Source organism: Streptomyces pseudogriseolus (genome assembly GCA_002154585.1).
GTDB lineage: Bacteria > Actinomycetota > Actinomycetes > Streptomycetales > Streptomycetaceae > Streptomyces > Streptomyces pseudogriseolus.
This window is the reverse complement of the sequence record MUNG01000031.1, coordinates 14,476-29,268: the sequence shown is the minus strand read 5'-3', so window position 1 is coordinate 29,268 and position 14,793 is coordinate 14,476. Positions and strand designations below refer to the sequence as shown.

The 14,793-nt window shown below is 72.9% G+C and carries 16 protein-coding genes; 7 read left to right on the top strand and 9 right to left on the bottom strand.

Going from position 1 to position 14,793, the window contains the following annotated elements; genetic code table 11:
* The first annotated feature begins 55 nt into the window (after positions 1-55).
* From CCN29_RS04570 to CCN29_RS04560, 3 genes are read left to right on the top strand one after another with little or no spacing between them, the layout of a single operon-like run.
* Complete coding sequence (locus CCN29_RS04570; protein ID WP_086680150.1) at positions 56-1,351, top strand: ABC transporter substrate-binding protein; 1,296 nt, start codon at positions 56-58, stop codon at positions 1,349-1,351.
* Positions 1,348-2,379: a carbohydrate ABC transporter permease gene (locus CCN29_RS04565; protein WP_086680148.1), complete on the top strand. Its 1,032-nt coding sequence runs from the start codon at positions 1,348-1,350 to the stop codon at positions 2,377-2,379. Before CCN29_RS04570 ends, CCN29_RS04565 begins: the two co-directional genes overlap by 4 nt.
* On the top strand, positions 2,376-3,212 hold the full coding sequence (locus CCN29_RS04560) for a carbohydrate ABC transporter permease (protein ID WP_086680144.1): 837 nt from the start codon (positions 2,376-2,378) through the stop codon (positions 3,210-3,212). Before CCN29_RS04565 ends, CCN29_RS04560 begins: the two co-directional genes overlap by 4 nt.
* On the opposite strand, the gene CCN29_RS04555 is transcribed toward CCN29_RS04560, so the two are convergent.
* The 3 genes from CCN29_RS04555 to CCN29_RS04545 form a co-directional block, all read right to left on the bottom strand.
* Positions 3,213-3,827, bottom strand: a complete 615-nt coding sequence (locus CCN29_RS04555) for a DinB family protein (protein WP_031020187.1) — start codon at positions 3,825-3,827, stop codon at positions 3,213-3,215.
* 27 nt (positions 3,828-3,854) lie between these two features.
* Positions 3,855-4,766, bottom strand: coding sequence for an aminoglycoside phosphotransferase family protein (locus CCN29_RS04550; protein ID WP_006133938.1), 912 nt, complete (start codon positions 4,764-4,766; stop codon positions 3,855-3,857).
* Positions 4,767-4,831: 65 nt separating this feature from the next.
* Positions 4,832-5,719: an NAD(P)-dependent oxidoreductase gene (locus CCN29_RS04545; RefSeq protein WP_031020191.1), complete on the bottom strand. Its 888-nt coding sequence runs from the start codon at positions 5,717-5,719 to the stop codon at positions 4,832-4,834.
* Between the two features lie 44 nt (positions 5,720-5,763).
* Between CCN29_RS04545 and CCN29_RS04540 the strand changes: the two genes are divergently transcribed.
* Complete coding sequence (locus CCN29_RS04540; protein WP_086680142.1) at positions 5,764-6,114, top strand: winged helix-turn-helix transcriptional regulator; 351 nt, start codon at positions 5,764-5,766, stop codon at positions 6,112-6,114.
* A 111-nt stretch (positions 6,115-6,225) separates the two neighbouring features.
* Here CCN29_RS04540 and CCN29_RS04535 read toward each other — a convergent pair whose 3' ends face one another.
* From CCN29_RS04535 to CCN29_RS04525, 3 genes are all read right to left on the bottom strand, one after another.
* A complete protein-coding gene (locus CCN29_RS04535; protein WP_086680140.1) occupies positions 6,226-7,110 on the bottom strand; it encodes a GNAT family N-acetyltransferase in 885 nt (294 codons plus the stop codon).
* A gap of 73 nt (positions 7,111-7,183) precedes the next feature.
* Positions 7,184-8,260 carry a MerR family transcriptional regulator gene (locus tag CCN29_RS04530; protein ID WP_086680138.1) on the bottom strand — a complete coding sequence of 359 codons (1,077 nt, stop codon included), beginning with the start codon at positions 8,258-8,260 and terminating at the stop codon, positions 7,184-7,186.
* 69 nt (positions 8,261-8,329) lie between these two features.
* Entirely contained in the window at positions 8,330-8,914 is a 585-nt protein-coding gene (locus tag CCN29_RS04525; protein WP_228730996.1) for a S1 RNA-binding domain-containing protein, read from the bottom strand.
* 97 nt (positions 8,915-9,011) lie between these two features.
* On the opposite strand from CCN29_RS04525, the gene CCN29_RS04520 reads away from it, so the two are divergent.
* From CCN29_RS04520 to CCN29_RS04510, 3 genes are all read left to right on the top strand, one after another.
* Entirely contained in the window at positions 9,012-9,503 is a 492-nt protein-coding gene (locus CCN29_RS04520; RefSeq protein ID WP_031020195.1) for a helix-turn-helix domain-containing protein, read from the top strand.
* 76 nt (positions 9,504-9,579) lie between these two features.
* On the top strand, positions 9,580-10,212 hold the full coding sequence (locus CCN29_RS04515) for a hypothetical protein (RefSeq protein ID WP_006133931.1): 633 nt from the start codon (positions 9,580-9,582) through the stop codon (positions 10,210-10,212).
* A gap of 205 nt (positions 10,213-10,417) precedes the next feature.
* Positions 10,418-10,750: a DUF2516 family protein gene (locus CCN29_RS04510; protein WP_031020197.1), complete on the top strand. Its 333-nt coding sequence runs from the start codon at positions 10,418-10,420 to the stop codon at positions 10,748-10,750.
* An 85-nt stretch (positions 10,751-10,835) separates the two neighbouring features.
* Here the strand turns inward: CCN29_RS04510 and CCN29_RS04505 are convergent, their stop codons facing one another.
* The 3 genes from CCN29_RS04505 to CCN29_RS04495 all read right to left on the bottom strand — a co-directional run bounded on the left by CCN29_RS04505 (position 10,836) and on the right by CCN29_RS04495 (position 14,677).
* Positions 10,836-12,176: a PP2C family protein-serine/threonine phosphatase gene (locus CCN29_RS04505; protein WP_086680136.1), complete on the bottom strand. Its 1,341-nt coding sequence runs from the start codon at positions 12,174-12,176 to the stop codon at positions 10,836-10,838.
* Between the two features lie 356 nt (positions 12,177-12,532).
* Complete coding sequence (locus CCN29_RS04500) at positions 12,533-13,630, bottom strand: C40 family peptidase (RefSeq protein WP_031020199.1); 1,098 nt, start codon at positions 13,628-13,630, stop codon at positions 12,533-12,535.
* 225 nt (positions 13,631-13,855) lie between these two features.
* The gene (locus tag CCN29_RS04495) at positions 13,856-14,677 is read right to left on the bottom strand and encodes an SAM-dependent methyltransferase (RefSeq protein WP_086680134.1); all 822 of its coding nucleotides are present in this window, start codon (positions 14,675-14,677) and stop codon (positions 13,856-13,858) included.
* Positions 14,678-14,793: the final 116 nt, after the last annotated feature.

Genomic DNA, 14,793 nt, shown 5'->3' with positions numbered 1-14,793 from the left:
TCTCTGCACCTCCCCCCGCCCGTCGTCCCCGTCCCCGAAGGAAGAGGTCAGCACGATGAGAAGAAGGACGGCAGCTCTCGCGCTCGGCACCGCCGCCGCGATGGTCCTGACCGGCTGCTCCACCATGAGCCCCGGTGAGAGCGGAACGGTCACCCTCAACATGGTGGAGAGCCTGACCAACCCCGCCCGCACCGACCTGCTCGAGGAGCTGACAGCCGACTTCGAGAAGCAGAACCCGAAGATCAAGGTCAAGCTGGTCTCGCCGCCCACCGAGCAGGCCGACCAGAAGCTTCAGCAGATGCTCCAGTCGGGCAGCGGCGTCGACGTCCTGGAGGTCCGCGACATCACCGTCGGCCCCTGGGCGAACAACGGCTGGCTGTACGACATGAAGAAGGACCTGGCCGGCTGGAAGGGCTGGGAGGCGCTGACCGACAACGCCGTCGCGGCCTCCGAGGACGACAAGGGCCGCACCCATTTCGTGCCGTACGGCTTCTACGGGCTGAGCCTCTTCCACCGCACCGACCTGATCGAGGAGGCCGGCTTCGACAAGCCGCCGGCCACCTGGGACGAGCTGCTGGAACAGGCGTCCAAGATCCACGACCCGTCGTCGCGCCGGTACGGCTACGCCTTCCGCGGCGGCGCCAACGCGCACAGCAACGCCACGGCCGCCATCGAGGCGTACGTCGCCGACCGGATCGACCCGGCCAACGGCTATCTGCTGAAGGACGGCTCGACGATCTTCTCGGCGCCCGAGGCGCTGGACGCGATGGAGATGTACCTGAAGCTGTTCAAGGATGCCTCGCCGAAGTCGTCCGTGGCCTGGGGCTACCCGGAGATGGTGGAGGGCTTCTCCAACGGCTCGACCGCCTTCCTGCTCCAGGACCCCGAGGTCATCGCCACCGTCTCGGAGTCGAAGTCGATCGACGAGAACCAGTGGAGCACCGCGCCGCTGATGGCGGGGCCCACCGGGAAGACCGTGCAGCCGCTGGCGACCGCCGGGTGGGGCGTCGCGGAGGGCAGCAAGCACAAGGCCGAGGCCGTGAAGCTGGTGCAGTTCCTCTCCGAGGGTGAGGCGTCGACGCGGTTCACCAAGGGCAACAGCCTGGTGCCGATCCTGAAGGCGGCGGCCGAGGACGACTTCTACCGCACGGGTCCGTGGGCCAGCTACGTCACCATGACGGAGAACCCGGACCGGTACCTGGTCGTCACCCAGCCGCGCGGGGTCGCGTGGTGGACGGAGTGGCAGCAGCGCGCCGACACGGACGTGCAGAAGATGATCCTCGGCAAGCTCACGCCGAAGGAGCTGCTGGCCGGCTGGGACGCGTACTGGACCGAGAAGTGGAAGAAGTGACCATGTCCGGTACGTCCACGCCCACGTCCGGCGTGACCGCGGCGCCCTCCGTCCGCAAGGAGGGCGCCCGCCCGGGGCCGGGCGGCGCGAGAGGCCGCAGGCGGCGGGAGTTCACCGCGCGGCGCGGTCTGGTCGTCGCCGCGTTCATGGCGCCGGCGGCGGTCTTCGTGGCGGTGTTCACCTACTACCCGATGATCGCCGGCAGCCAGATGGCGTTCCGGAACTGGAACCTGACCGACCTCACGGACACCTCGTGGGTGGGGATCAAGAACTTCCGGGAGGTCTTCACCGACCCCGCGTGGGGCACGGTGCTGAGCAACACAGCGCTATGGGTGGTCGGTTCGATCGTGCCGCAGCTGGTGATCGGGTTCGCGCTCGCGCTGTGGCTGCGGCGCAGGTTCCGCCTGCGCGGGCTCTACCAGGCGCTGATCTTCTTCCCGTGGGCGATCTCCGGGTTCCTCATCGGCATCCTGTTCCGCTGGATGTTCAACAGTGAGTTCGGCGTCGTCAACGACCTGCTCCAGCGGGCGGGCCTGATCGACGAGCCGGTCGCCTGGCTCGCCGACCCCGACACCGCCATGATCGCCGTGCTGGTCGCCAACGTCTGGTACGGGGTGACCTTCTTCGCGATCATGATCCTGGCCGCGCTCCAGTCGATCCCGGACGAGCTGTACGAGGCGGCGGCGCTGGACGGCGCGGGCAAGGCGCGGACGCTGTTCCGGATCACCATTCCGTACATCCGCGTGACGCTGGTGCTCACGGTGCTGCTGCGGGTCATCTGGATCTTCAACTTCCCCGACCTGATCTTCGGCATGACCGGGGGCGGACCGAACGACGAGACGCACATCGTGACCACCTGGATGATCAAGATCACGCAGCAGGGCGACTACGGCAAGGCGTCCGCGCTGGGCCTGCTGGTGGTGGCGGTGCTGCTGGTGTTCGCCACGTTCTTCCTGACGGCGACACGGGAACGGGGCGGCGGCCGCCGGGGCGCCGGCAAGACCGGGAAGCGAGGGGTGCGGGCGTGATCGGCAAGGAAACCTCGGCCGGCCGGGCCGCGAAGTTCACCTTCCTCGGGCTCTGGCTCGTCTTCTCCCTCTTCCCGCTCTACTGGATCACTGTCACGTCCCTGAAGGACCCCGGTGACATCTTCACCTTCCCGATCGCCTACTGGCCCGAGCGGTTCTCCCTGGAGAACTACCAAGGCCTGTTCGGCAAGGCGGACTTCGGCACGTACCTGGTGAACAGCCTGGTCGTGTCGACCGTCGCGGGCGCGGTGGCCACCGCCGTCTCGACGCTCTCGGCGTACGTCCTCGCCCGGTTCGAGTTCCGCAGCAAGTCCGCGCTGCTGATGGCGTTCCTGGTCACGCAGATGATCCCGTCGTTCATCGCGCTGGGCCCGCTGTACCTGCTGATGACGGACCTCCGGCTGGTCGACAACCCGCTCGGGCTGATCCTGGTCTACATCGCCGTGTGCATCCCCTTCTGCACGGTGATGCTGCGCGGCTTCTTCGAGAACGTCCCGGACGCGCTGGAGGAGGCCGCGATGATCGACGGCCTGTCCCGGCTCGGGGCGCTGCTGCGGGTGCTGCTGCCGGTGATGCGGCCCGGGATCGTCGCCGCGTTCATCTTCAACTTCGTCAACTGCTGGAACGAGCTGTTCCTTTCAGTGACGCTGATGAACAGCGACGAGAACAAGACGGTGCCGACCGCGCTCAACGGCTTCATCTCCAGCTTCAACATCGACTGGGGTTCGATGTCCGCGGCGGCGGTGCTGACGATCCTGCCGACGATGGTGCTGTTCGCCTTCGCCAGCCGGCACATCGTGCAGGGGCTGACGGCGGGGGCGGTGAAGGGCTGATCACCGGGTGGCGCGGTCTGTGCGCTCGGCGGCCTCCCGCGCCGCCCGCTCCAGCCGGGAGCGGTAGGCCGCCCACCAGGCGGGATCGGCCGACGGCAGGCTGGTGGCGCCCGGCCGCTCGCCCGTCGCGCCGTCCAGGTGCTCGCGCAGGATGTCGGCGTGGCCCGCGTGCCGGCTGGTGTCGGCGATGACACGGACCACGGCGTGGTGCAGGGTCAGCCGGGCGCGGTCCGCCGGCCACCACGGCACCGTGCCCGTCGTGTCCAGGGGCAGCGCCTCGACCGTGGCGTCCGCGTGCGCCCAGGCCCGCCGGTACAACGCGACGACCTCGCCGCGTGTCTCGTCCGGGCCGGCCCACATGTCGGCGTTGACCTCCGCCCCCTCCGCGAGCCACGGCAGCGGTTCCCCGGACGGCCGCCCGAACGTGTCCCCGAGATACCCGAGTTCGACCCCGGCCGCGTGCTTCACCAGCCCGAGCAGATTGGTCCCGGTCGGCGTCAGCGGCCGCCGGACGTCGTACTCGGACAGCCCCTCCAGCTTCCACAGCAGCGCGTCCCGCGCCTCCTGGAGATAGCGGTGCAGGTCGGCCTTGGCGGCATCGGAGAGCGTCGTCATGGGGTCAGTGTGTCGGCACGGGGCTCCTCACGTCCCCTCGGGCGCTTCGAGAATCGCCGCCAGGCGGCTGCGGCACTCCCGCGCGAACTCCGGGAACGTGTGCCAGTAGTACGGGATGCCGGCGACGGCGACCGCGATCGCCCAGGCGCGGGCGCGGAGCCAGGTCGGGGTGTCGAGGGACAGGGCGTCCCGGTAGGCGCGGCGGGCCTCGGGCGGGAGGTCCCAGACGGGGGCGTGCTCGGCGTCGGGGAGGCCGACGGAGAGCGCGCCGAAGTCGATCACGGCGTGGAGCGCGCCGTCGCGGGCCAGGAGGTTGGCCGGTCTGAGGTCGCCGTGCAGCCACACGTGCGGTCCTGCGGGGTCGGGCAGGGCGAGCGCCTCCCGCCACAGCCGCTCCAGCGTGTCGACGTCGAGGTCCAGCCCCTCGACGCCCCGGCACGCGTCGAAGCACGGCCGGACCCACTCGTCGCACGGCGCCAGGGTGCCCCCGCGGTACCAGGACAGGCCGTCCGCCCGCGTGGCCCCCATCAGTTCGACGCAGTGCAACTCCCGTACGAACTCGGCCAGGTCCGCGCCGAAGGCGGCCCAGTCGCGGACCGTGTCCGGACCGACGTCCTCGCCGTCGATCCAGCGGTGGACGGCCCAGGGGACCGGGTAGGCGTCGGTGGGCGCCCCGGCGTGCACGGGTTCCGGCACCCGGCGGGGGAGACGGGGCGCGAGCCGGGGCAGCCACCGCTGCTCCTTGCGCACCGACGGCCCGCCGTCCGCCGTGCGGGGCAGGCGGACCAGCAGGCCGTCGCCCAGCCGGTACATGGTGTTGACCGTGCCCGCGCCGGCGGGCCGCAGCGGCAGCTCCGCCCACTGCGGGCACTGCGCCCGCAGCAGCGACCGGACGAGGTCCTCGTCGACGGTGATCTCGTTCTCGTGCAGCGACGTCACCCGGGAAGTCTGGTCGCGGCGCCGCGCGGGAGGCCACCGCTTTTTCCCGTGACCCGCGCGGAGCTTCAGCGGCGGCCCAGCAGTTCGGCGATGCGCAGGAAGCCGTCCGCGCCGTGCCCCCGCCCGATCGCGCGGCGGGCCATGCCCTCCGCCGCGCGCATCACGCCCGCGTCGATGCCGTGGGCCTCGGAGGTGTGGACGATGTGGGCCATCGACGACACCGCCGAGGTGATCGGGTTGCCGTCCCCGGGGAAGTCGCCGCGCTCCGTCTCCTCCACGGACTGCTCGATGATCGGCGGAAGGATGTCGACGATGCCCTTGGCGAAGGGCGCCAGCTCCCGCGCGGTGACGCCCTCCGCCCGTGCCACCGCGAGGGCGTGCGCGTAACCGGCCATCGCGGTCCAGAAGATGTCCAGCAGGGCGATGTCGTAGGCCGCGGCCCGGCCGATGTCCTCGCCGAGGTGGGTGTGGGTGCCGCCCAGCGCCTCCAGCACGGTCCGGTGCTCCGCGTAGAGGTCCGCCGGGCCGGCGTGGAGGAACACCGCGGCGGGCGTCCCGATCGTCGTGTTCGGCGTCATGATCGCGCCGTCCAGGTAGCGGACGCCGTGCCCGGCCGCCCAGTCCGCCAGGTCACGGGCCCGCTCCGGGGTGTCGGCGCTCAGATTGACGACCGTGCGCCCCTTGAGGGCGGCGGCGACCGCGTCCCGCCGCAGAACGGCGTCCACCGCGTCGTCGTTGACCACGCAGATCACGGTCAGCGCGGAGGCGGCGACGGCCTCCTCCGCCGACCGGGCGCCGGCCGCTCCCCGTGCGAGCAGGTCCGCGTCCCGGCCCGGGGTCCGGTTCCAGACGGTGGTCCGCAGCCCCGCCTCCAGGAACGCGCCGGCCAGGGCCCGTCCCATCGGCCCGAGACCGAGCACGGTGACGGCAGACTGGTCGAGGTGCATGGACATCATTCGACTCCTGTACATGGACATAGGCAACAAATGGGGTGGGTATGGGGCGCAGCCGGGCGCAGGACGTGAACGTCTGCGGGGTGACCGCCGCGATCGCCGTGATCGACGGCAAGTGGAAGACCGCGCTGCTGTGGCTGCTGGAGTCCGGGCCGCAGCGGCCCGGTGAGCTGCGCCGGCGGCTGCCGGGACTGAGCGAGAAGGTGCTGACCCAGGCGCTCAGGGAGATGGAGACGGACGGGCTGGTGCACCGCGAGGTGCACGACGTGCTGCCGCTGAAGACCGAGTACTCGCTGACCGCCTTCGGCCGCGAGCTCTCCGAGGCCCTGGCGCCCCTCGCCGACTGGGGTCACCGCCGTCTGGAGAGGCTGGCCGGGCCCCTCCCGGCCTCCTGACGCCCGCTCACCTCCTCCGTGTCCCGCCGGCCGCCCGCAACCAGGTTCGCCCCGCTGCCGTGGCCTGCCAAGTACGCACAAAAAAGTGGGTACGGCGGGGGTGCCGCCGCCCTAGCCGGCGGCCTGCCCGTCGTACGCGACGTCGTACGCGAACCGGTACCCGGCGCAGTCGGTGAGACGGACGTAACCGAGGCGCTGGTAGAGGGCGTTGCTGGTCGGGTTGGCCGGGTCCGCGAACAGGACGACGTCCGTGGCGCCCGCGTGGAGCGCGGCCCGGCTCACGGCGGCCGTCACCGCGCCCGCGTTGCCGTGGCCCCGGTGGCGGGCCGGGGTGTAGACGGGGTCGACACGGACCATGCCGCCGGTGACCGACGTGACGGCCGCCATGGAGACGGGGGTGCCGTCCGGTGTCCGCCAGAAGGTGAAGTGCCGGTCGCCGAAACGGGACCGGGTCCAGTCGCCGGCGTCGATCAGGTTGATGGACGGCTGCTCGCCGACCTCGACGCAGAACTCCCGGCACCAGGCCACCACGAGGTCGCGCTCCGCCGCCCCCGCGACCTGGGCCCGGCCCTCCGGGTGCGGCCGGGGCGGGGTGAGCGTGCCGAGGCGGTAGAGGTGCGTGTGCCAGAACAGCTCGGGCGTCGCGCCGGTGTGTTCCCGCCAGGCCGAGGCGAAGGCGCCGGCGGTGTCCCGGTCGGCGACGACCTGGGCGGGGGAGTGGCCGTCGGCCGCCAGGCGGGCGGCGAGGGCGCCGGCGTCGTCGGCGGTCAGCGGGGTGACGCCGAGACGGCCGCGCGGGGTGAGGTAGCAGACCGCGCGGACCTCGCCCCCGGTCTCCAGCCGGCCGAGGACGGACGGGCCCGCGCCGGGGAGGCGGAGCTTCTCGATGTCCGTCAGCGGTGTGGTGTGCAGGGCGGGCCGTGAGCGCAGGAAGTCGCCGGCTCGGGTGAGGAGGTCCTCGACGTCGGGGGTGAGATGCCAGTGGTCCGTGAGCATGCCTCATCGTGCCGGACGCGGGACCGGGCGAGCGGGGGTTCGCGCCGATCCCGCCGACGGGGGACCGGAGCGCCTACGGCTGTTCCACCACGTCCGCGACCACACAGCTCACGTTGTCCGGGCCGCCCGACGCGTTGGCCAGGTCGACGAGCGCGCGGACGGCCGCCTCGGGCTCGGGCATGCCGGAGAGCACACGGTGGATGTCCCCGGCGGGCACGACCGTGGACAGGCCGTCGGAGCACAGGAGGTAGCGGTCGCCGGCGCGGGCGTCGTGCAGACGCAGGTCGGGTGTGGAGTCGGCGCCCCGGCCCAGGGCGCGCAACAGCAGGGACCGCTGCGGGTGCGAGGCGGCCTCCTCGGGGGTGAGGCGCCCCTCGTCGATCAGCGACTGCACCACCGTGTGGTCGTGGGTGATCCGGAACAGCTCGCCGTCGCGCAGGAGATGGACGCGGGAGTCGCCGATGTGGACGAGGGCGAGCTGCGAGCCGGTCCACAGCATCGCGGTGAGCGTGGTGCCCGCGTCGGTGTCGTCGTCGCCGGGGGCGGAGACGCCGTGCACGGCCTGTTCGGCGCGGCCGAGGGCGTCCTCGAGGGCGCCCAGCAGCTCGCCCGCCGGGACGTTCTCCGTCTCCAGACCGCGCAGGGCCTCGACGGCGGCGGCACTGGCGGGGGCGCCCGCGCTGCCGTAGCCGTCGGCGACGGCGAGCAGGCGGGAGCCCGCGTAGGCGGTGTCCTGGTTGCTCGCGCGGACCCGCCCGGTGTCGGACAGGGCGGCGTAGCGGAGCGCGAGAGGTGCGGTGGTGCGGGACATGGCGGGGTCCTTCCCGGTCAGGTGGTCGACGAGGAAGGCCGCCAGGTCCCGCCGCGCGGCCGTGTCGGCCTCGACCCGCGCCCAGTAGGCGCGGATCTCGCCGGCCGCCTCGCCCGCCTCCAGGGCGCAGACCCGCCGGATGCGGGCGAGCGGCATGCCCAGCCGCCGGAGCCAGGCGACCAGCCGGGCCTGCTCCAGCTGCTGGGGCGCGTAACGGCGGTAGCCGGTGTCCGGGTCGACGCGGGCGGGAGTCAGCAGACCGAGCTCGTCGTACAGCCGCAGCGCCTTCGGCGACAGCCGGGACGCCTTCGCGAACGCCCCGATGGTCAGCAGCTCCATGCGTGTCCCTCCTCGTACCGGGCCCGTCGCCCGGCACCGTCGATGCTGGGCGCTCCCCTTGGGTGAAGGTCAACAGCGGGCTTTCGGCGCCCTTTTCAGGGAGAGGGTGACCTGTCCGGAGCGCGTGTCGACGACGATCACCTCGGCGGTGATCCGCCGTCCGGCCTCGACCACCTCCGACGGGTGGGCGATGTGGCCCCACGTCAGGTCCGGCACCCGGATGAAACCGGTGCACCGACCGTCCGGCTCGCCGTCGACATGGACGAAGACCCCGAAGTTCTGCACCGCGGCGACCGTCCCGGCGACCACCTGCCCCGGTGCGAACCCGAGGAGGAAGGACCGCAGGGCCGGACTCTCGCACGCCCTGGCGGAGAGGTGGAGCCGGCCTCCGCGCCACCGTCCGATCTCCTCGGCGTCGAGTTCCTGGCCGACCTCGAACAGCTCGGACGGATGCTCCGTCCGGCGCATCGACGCCTCATGCCGGGGAATGCGACCGGTCTCGGCGTCCCCTTCGCCGTCCAGAAGCCGCACCAGGACGTCCGCTCCGTCGAACCCGGTGACCCGCACCCTTCGCACGGCCCCCGGCAGGAGGTGGTCGATCGTGAGGTGGTCGATCAGGGACCGCGGACGGGGGTCGGGGGCAGGGTCGGACATGGGGCGAGCGTAATCGGCGCCGGGGCGCGCCGAGAGGTGGCGCACTCTTGCAAGCAGGGTGCTTGCAATTGTTAGCGCGGTGCGTCATGGTGGGGGCATGGCATCCCTGAACGTCGGCGGTCTCGGTGAGTATCTGCGCGAACAGCGGCGCAACGCGCAGTTGTCGCTGCGGCAGCTCGCCGACGCCGCCGGGGTGTCCAATCCGTACCTGAGCCAGATCGAGCGCGGGCTGCGCAAGCCCAGCGCGGAGGTGCTCCAGCAGGTCGCCAAGGCGCTGCGCATCTCCGCCGAGACGCTGTACGTCCGTGCCGGGATCCTCGACGCGGAGCGCGACCGGGACGAGGTCGAGACGCGTGCCGTGATCCTCGCCGACCCCACGCTGACCGAGCGCCAGAAGCAGGTGCTCCTCCAGATCTACGAGTCCTTCCGCAAGGAGAACGGATTCGGGGGCACCGAGGACGGTGAGGCGGATGCCGCCGTGCCCGAGCCGGGTGCAGAGGATTCCACCAGCAAGGGCGGCAGACCCGCCGAGCGCCCCGGCCGCGAGGCCGGCGGCGACGACAGCGGTCCGCGACGGACGGCCGGCTGAGCCGGCCAGGGCGCCGGCCGCCCGCCGCGGACCACACAGACCCTCAGCCGAAACGACATCCGGGAGGACCATCACCATGGCCATCACCGACGACCTGCGCAAGACCTTCAGCGACCCCAAGCCGCTCTACTTCGCCGCCGGCACCGCCGACCTGGCGTTGCAGCAGGCCAGGAAGGTGCCGGCTCTGGTGGAGCAGCTGCGCACCGAGGCCCCGGCCCGCATCGAGGCCGTGCGCAACACCGACCCCAAGGCCGTCCAGGAGCGGGTGACCGTGCGGGTCCGGGAGACGCAGGAGACCCTTCAGGCCAAGGCCAACGAGCTGTTCGGGACGATCGACACCGACCTGAAGAAGCTCGGCGAGACCGCCCAGGACCTGGCGCTGCGCAGCGTGGGCGTCGCCGCCGAGTACGCGGTCAAGGCCCGCGAGACCTACGAGAAGCTCGCCGAGCACGGTGAGCAGGCCGTGAAGACCTGGCGCGGCGACGCCGCCGAGGGCATCGAGGACATCGCGGTGGCCGTCGAGCCGTCGCCCGAGCCGAAGCCGGCGGCCGCCCCGGCCGAGGACAGGGCGGCCGAGCCGAAGCCCGTCGAGGTCAAGCCGGCGGAGGCCACGCCGGCCGAGGCCGCTGCGAAGAAGCCCGCCGCCCCGAAGAAGGCTCCGGCCGCCCGCAAGGCCACGGCGAAGAAGACCACGCCGCCCGCCAAGTGAGCGGCGCCGGACCGCGCTGAGCGGTACGGACGGGGAGGAACGGTACGGGCCGGGCACTTACGCGGTGCCCGGCCCGTTCTTCCGGGTAGCCGACCGGCGGATGCGGGTACGGTGACGGCGGGAAGACGACGTGGCGCCCGTCGGCGGCGCGGCAAGGACGACGGCGCGGTGGACGAGCCGATTACGGGTGGTGGACGTAGTGCTGATGCAGGGCTTCGCTAACTTCATGTGGCTGTTGAGCATGGCGCTGATCCTGTTCAGCGGTTTCGCGCTGATCGACGCCGCCGTCCGCCGTGAGGACGCCTACCGCGCGGCGGACAAGAAGACCAAGCCGTTCTGGCTGATCATCCTGGGTCTCGCCTTCGTGGTAAACCTGATCTTCAACATCCTGTCGTTCCTGCCGATCATCGGTCTGATCGCGACGATCGTGTACATGGTGGACGTGCGGCCCGCGCTGCGTGGCCTGCCGGGCGGCGGCCGGTCCCGCCGGGGCTCCAGCAGCGACGGCCCGTACGGGCCGTACAACGGGGGCCGCTGACCGGGACGCGCAGTTCCGTCCGCGGATGGGTGCGCCCGAAGGGGCGCGGGGAACTGCGCGGACGGCCCGCGGCCGTCCCGATGCCTCAGCGCGTCCGGTCCAGCAGCAGTACCGCCACGTCGTCCGTCAGCTCGCCGCCGTTGAGGTCGCGGACCTCGTTGACGGCCGTGCGCAGCAGCTCCTCACCGCTCAGGCCCTCGGCGAGCCTGCGGCGGATCATCTCCACCATGCCGTCCTGGCCCAGCCGCTCCCCGGTGTCGCCGACCCGGCCCTCGATCAGACCGTCGGTGTAGAGCATCAGGCTCCACTCGGCGCCCAGCTCCACCTGCATCCGCGGCCAGCGGGCGCCCGGCAGCAGCCCGAGCGCCGGGCCGTTGTTGTCGTACGGCAGCAGCCGTGCCGGCATGCCGGGGCGGGCCAGCAGCGGCGACGGGTGGCCGGCCAGGCACAGGCCCGCCCGGCGGCCGTCCGGCGCGATGTCCACCGTGCACAGCGTCGCGAAGATCTCGTCGTCCGGGCGCTCGTGCTCCAGCACCTGCTGGAGCGTGCTCAGCAGCTGGTCCCCGCACAGCCCGGCCAGGGTCAGCGCCCGCCAGGCGATGCGCAGCTCCACGCCGAGCGCCGCCTCGTCCGGGCCGTGCCCGCAGACGTCGCCGATCATGGCGTGCACGGTCCCGTCGGGCGTGCGGACCACGTCGTAGAAGTCGCCGCCGAGCAGGGCGCGGGAGCGGCCGGGCCGGTAGCGGGCGGCGAACCGCAGCGGGGAGCCGTCCAGCAGCGGCGTCGGCAGCAGGCCGCGCTCGAGGCGGCGGTTCTCCTGCGCGCGCAGCCGGCCCTCGGCGAGCCGCCGCTCCGCGGAGTCGGACCGCTTGCGCTCCACCGCGTAGCGGATGGCGCGGCTCAGCAGCCGGCCGTCCAGCTCGTCGCGGACCAGGTAGTCCTGCGCGCCGACCCGTACGGCCTCGGCGCCGCGCTCGGTGTCGTCCGCGCCGGTGAGGGCGAGGACGGCGTGCCGGGGCGCCAGCTCCAGGACGTGCCGCAGCACGGCCAGCTCGTCGCCGTCGTCCGCCCGGCCGGGCGCGGGCAGCGCCAGGTCCAGCAGGATGCAGTGGACGTCGTCGGTCAGCAGCCGCTCGGCCTCGGTGAGATTGCGGGCGGTGCGGATGCGCATCGGCCGCCCGGCCTGGTCGAGCAGGTCGGGCACGATCGGCGTGCCGCCCGGGTCGTTCTCGATCAGCAGCAGCGTGAGCTGCGCGGGTGTCGTGGCGGCGGTCGCGGTCGTCGCCGTGGCGGACGGGGCGGCCGCCTCGGGGGCCGCCGTCCGGTTCTCGGGCGACTCCTGTGCGGACTCGTTCGGTGCGGCGACCGGCCCCTGACCACCTTCCGCGGCCGGGATCGCTCTCTGCCGCGGTACGGGTGCGGGCATTGTTCCGGGTTCCTTCCCTCCCCCCGAGGGCATGGCGGGGGCGACGGATCTCGGCCCTGTCCCCCGCGTGTGTCCGGCGTGAGCGGGCGGGGGATGCCCCTTCGAACGGGGACCATAGCGGGTGACCGCGCCGCAGCGGAATGGTGTGAACCACGCCGCCCGGCCAACGGCCGCTGTCATATGCCGCGTTTGCTACCGCAGTTGGACAGGCCGGAGATGGCGCCGGGATGACGAACGTCACGTCCACGGCGCGTTGACCCCGAGATCCACGTGTGGTGGGTCACGTGGCCCGTGTCACCGGGCCGTTGGGGCCGCCGGACACGGCTCTGAGCCCGCCGCCGGAGCCCCTCGAGGCCTTACTCCGTGCCCGGGTCGGGCCGTACGACGCCAAGGATCGGCATCGAGCCGGCGCCGGCGAGCGTCACCGTGCGTCCGGGGCGGGGCGCGTGGACGATCGTGCCGTCGCCCACGTACATCCCGACGTGGCTGGCGTCGGCCCAGTAGATGACGAGGTCGCCGGGCCGCATGTCCTTGACGTCGACGCGCTTCAGCTGCTGCCACTGCATCTGCGACGTGCGCGGGATGGTCTTCCCGGCGGCCAGCCACGCCTGTGAGGTCAGCCCCGAGCAGTCGAACGTGTTCGGACCCTCCGCGCCCCACTGGTAAGGCTTGCCGATCTGCGCGGTGGCGTACGCCACGGCCTTCCGGCCCCGCGCGGTCGCCTTCGAGGTGAGCTCGTCGAGCACGCCGGAGCTGAGCCAGGTGGCCTGGGCGCGGGCGGCGGCCTGCCGCTCCAGCCGGGCCAGCCGCTCCTTCTCCTCCTGCTCGAGGTCGGCCTCCAGCTTCTCGGCCGCCTTGATCTGCTTCTCGATCCGCTTCTGCGCGGCGGCCTTGGCCTTGCGGCCCGCCTCCAGTTTCCGCATCTGCTCCCGCGCGTCCTCGGCGTACTCCTCCAAGTCCGCCTGCGTGCGCGTCATTTCGCCGATCAGGCCCTTGGCCGCGTGCTGGCCCTGGCGGGCCCGGCCCGCGCCGTCGAGGAACTCCTGCGGGTCGTCGCTCAGCACCAGATGCGCCTCGGGCGGCAGCCCGCCGCCCCGGTACTGGGCGGCCGCCGCGGCGCCCGCGCGGGTCTTCAGGTCGGCCAGCTTCTCCCGGCCCTCGACGATCTTCTTCGCCAGCCGGACGACCTGCGCGGTCTGCTGCCGGGCCTTCTCCTCGGCCGCGTTGTACGCGTCGGTGGCCTTGGCGGCCGCGCGGTAGAGCGCGTCGAGCTTCTTGCGGACGGCCTCCAGCTCCTCGTCGCTGGTGACCACGGTGACGCTCGCCTGCGCGCCCGGGCCCGGGCCCGGCGGGGGAGTGGGCGCTGCGAACGCCGTACCGGGCACGGCCAGTACGGTGACCGCGCAGACCACGGTCACGGCCGCCGTCAGCACTCCGCGCTTGCCTGCCCCCATGCGTGCACCCCCGCCTGGTTAATCGTCAGTAACTTTCCGCTGTCGAAGGGATGCTGCCATGCGCGGGCCCGAAACGACAGGGGCTGTGGACAACGCCCCTTCCGTCCCGCTGTTCCCCGTACGGCCGTTCGTCCCGCCGGTGTGACGAACGGCCGGGGGAGATCGTTCCCGCCCGGCGACCCGGAGTCCGGGCCTCCGGTGTCGTCATCACCCGCGCGGCCGGCGTCACCACCCGCGCGGCGCCAAGGCCCCCCACCGCACGGTGACTTCGCCCTGGCGCCAGCGCGCCGGACCGTCCGTCACGGGCCAGTCGGCCGTGAGGTCCCGCACGGCCCGGATCCAGCGCTGCCGCGCGCCGTACGAGGCGTAGGGCGCGGCGGCGGCCCAGGCGCGGTCGAAGTCGCGCAGGAAGGCGTGCACCGGCTCGCCGGGGACGTTGCGGTGGATGAGCGCCTTGGGCAGGCGTTCGGCCAGGTCGGAGGGGCGGTCCAGGGAGCCCAGCCGGGTCGCGAAGGTGACGGTGCGCGGTCCCTCGGGGCCGAGCGCGACCCACACGTGCCGGCGTCCGATCTCGTCGCAGGTCCCCTCGACCAGCAGCCCGCCGCGCGAGCCGGCCGCCTGGTCGGCCGGGGCGAGCCGCGCGCACAGCCGCCGCCACACGCCGGCGACCTCCCCCTCGTCGTACTGGCGCAGCACGTTCGCCGCGCGGACCAGGACCGGGCTGCCCGGCACGGGAATCTCGAAGCCCCCGCGCAGGAACACCAGCCCCTCCCGCTCGTACGGGCGTGCCGAGGCGACCCTGGCCGGGTCGATCTCCACGCCCGCCACCCGGGTGCGGGGCGCCGCGGTGCGCAGCCTGTGCAGCAGTTCGAGCGCGGTCCAGGGCGCCGCGCCGTAGCCGAGGTCGACGGCGAGCGGGTCGGCGGCGCGGCGCAGCTCGGTGCCGTGCGCGGCCGCGATCCAGCGGTCCATGCGGCGCAGCCGGTTGGGGTTGGTGGTGCCGCGCGTCACCGTGCCCACGGGGGCGGAGGCGGGACGCGGTGTCATGAGGACGAGGGTACGGGGGTACCCGCCCCGGATTGCGGACGGCCGTACGAGGCATCCGCCCAGGAACCGCGGACGGCCGTACGGAGTACCCGCCCCCGGATCGCGGCGCGTGCGCC

What these genes read in the sequence shown, in the direction of transcription:
- CCN29_RS04570 (WP_086680150.1), top strand. Translation starts at nt 56, where the DNA reads ATGAGAAGAAGGACGGCAGCTCTCGCGCTCGGCACCGCCGCCGCGATG.
- CCN29_RS04555 (WP_031020187.1), bottom strand. Translation starts at nt 3,827, where the DNA reads ATGACGACGCTCTCCGATGCCGCCAAGGCCGACCTGCACCGCTATCTC.
- CCN29_RS04545 (WP_031020191.1), bottom strand. Translation starts at nt 5,719, where the DNA reads ATGTCCATGCACCTCGACCAGTCTGCCGTCACCGTGCTCGGTCTCGGG.
- CCN29_RS04540 (WP_086680142.1), top strand. Translation starts at nt 5,764, where the DNA reads ATGGGGCGCAGCCGGGCGCAGGACGTGAACGTCTGCGGGGTGACCGCC.
- CCN29_RS04535 (WP_086680140.1), bottom strand. Translation starts at nt 7,110, where the DNA reads ATGCTCACGGACCACTGGCATCTCACCCCCGACGTCGAGGACCTCCTC.
- CCN29_RS04530 (WP_086680138.1), bottom strand. Translation starts at nt 8,260, where the DNA reads ATGGAGCTGCTGACCATCGGGGCGTTCGCGAAGGCGTCCCGGCTGTCG.
- CCN29_RS04525 (WP_228730996.1), bottom strand. Translation starts at nt 8,914, where the DNA reads ATGTCCGACCCTGCCCCCGACCCCCGTCCGCGGTCCCTGATCGACCAC.
- CCN29_RS04520 (WP_031020195.1), top strand. Translation starts at nt 9,012, where the DNA reads ATGGCATCCCTGAACGTCGGCGGTCTCGGTGAGTATCTGCGCGAACAG.
- CCN29_RS04515 (WP_006133931.1), top strand. Translation starts at nt 9,580, where the DNA reads ATGGCCATCACCGACGACCTGCGCAAGACCTTCAGCGACCCCAAGCCG.
- CCN29_RS04510 (WP_031020197.1), top strand. Translation starts at nt 10,418, where the DNA reads ATGCAGGGCTTCGCTAACTTCATGTGGCTGTTGAGCATGGCGCTGATC.
- CCN29_RS04505 (WP_086680136.1), bottom strand. Translation starts at nt 12,176, where the DNA reads ATGCCCGCACCCGTACCGCGGCAGAGAGCGATCCCGGCCGCGGAAGGT.
- CCN29_RS04500 (WP_031020199.1), bottom strand. Translation starts at nt 13,630, where the DNA reads ATGGGGGCAGGCAAGCGCGGAGTGCTGACGGCGGCCGTGACCGTGGTC.
- CCN29_RS04495 (WP_086680134.1), bottom strand. Translation starts at nt 14,677, where the DNA reads ATGACACCGCGTCCCGCCTCCGCCCCCGTGGGCACGGTGACGCGCGGC.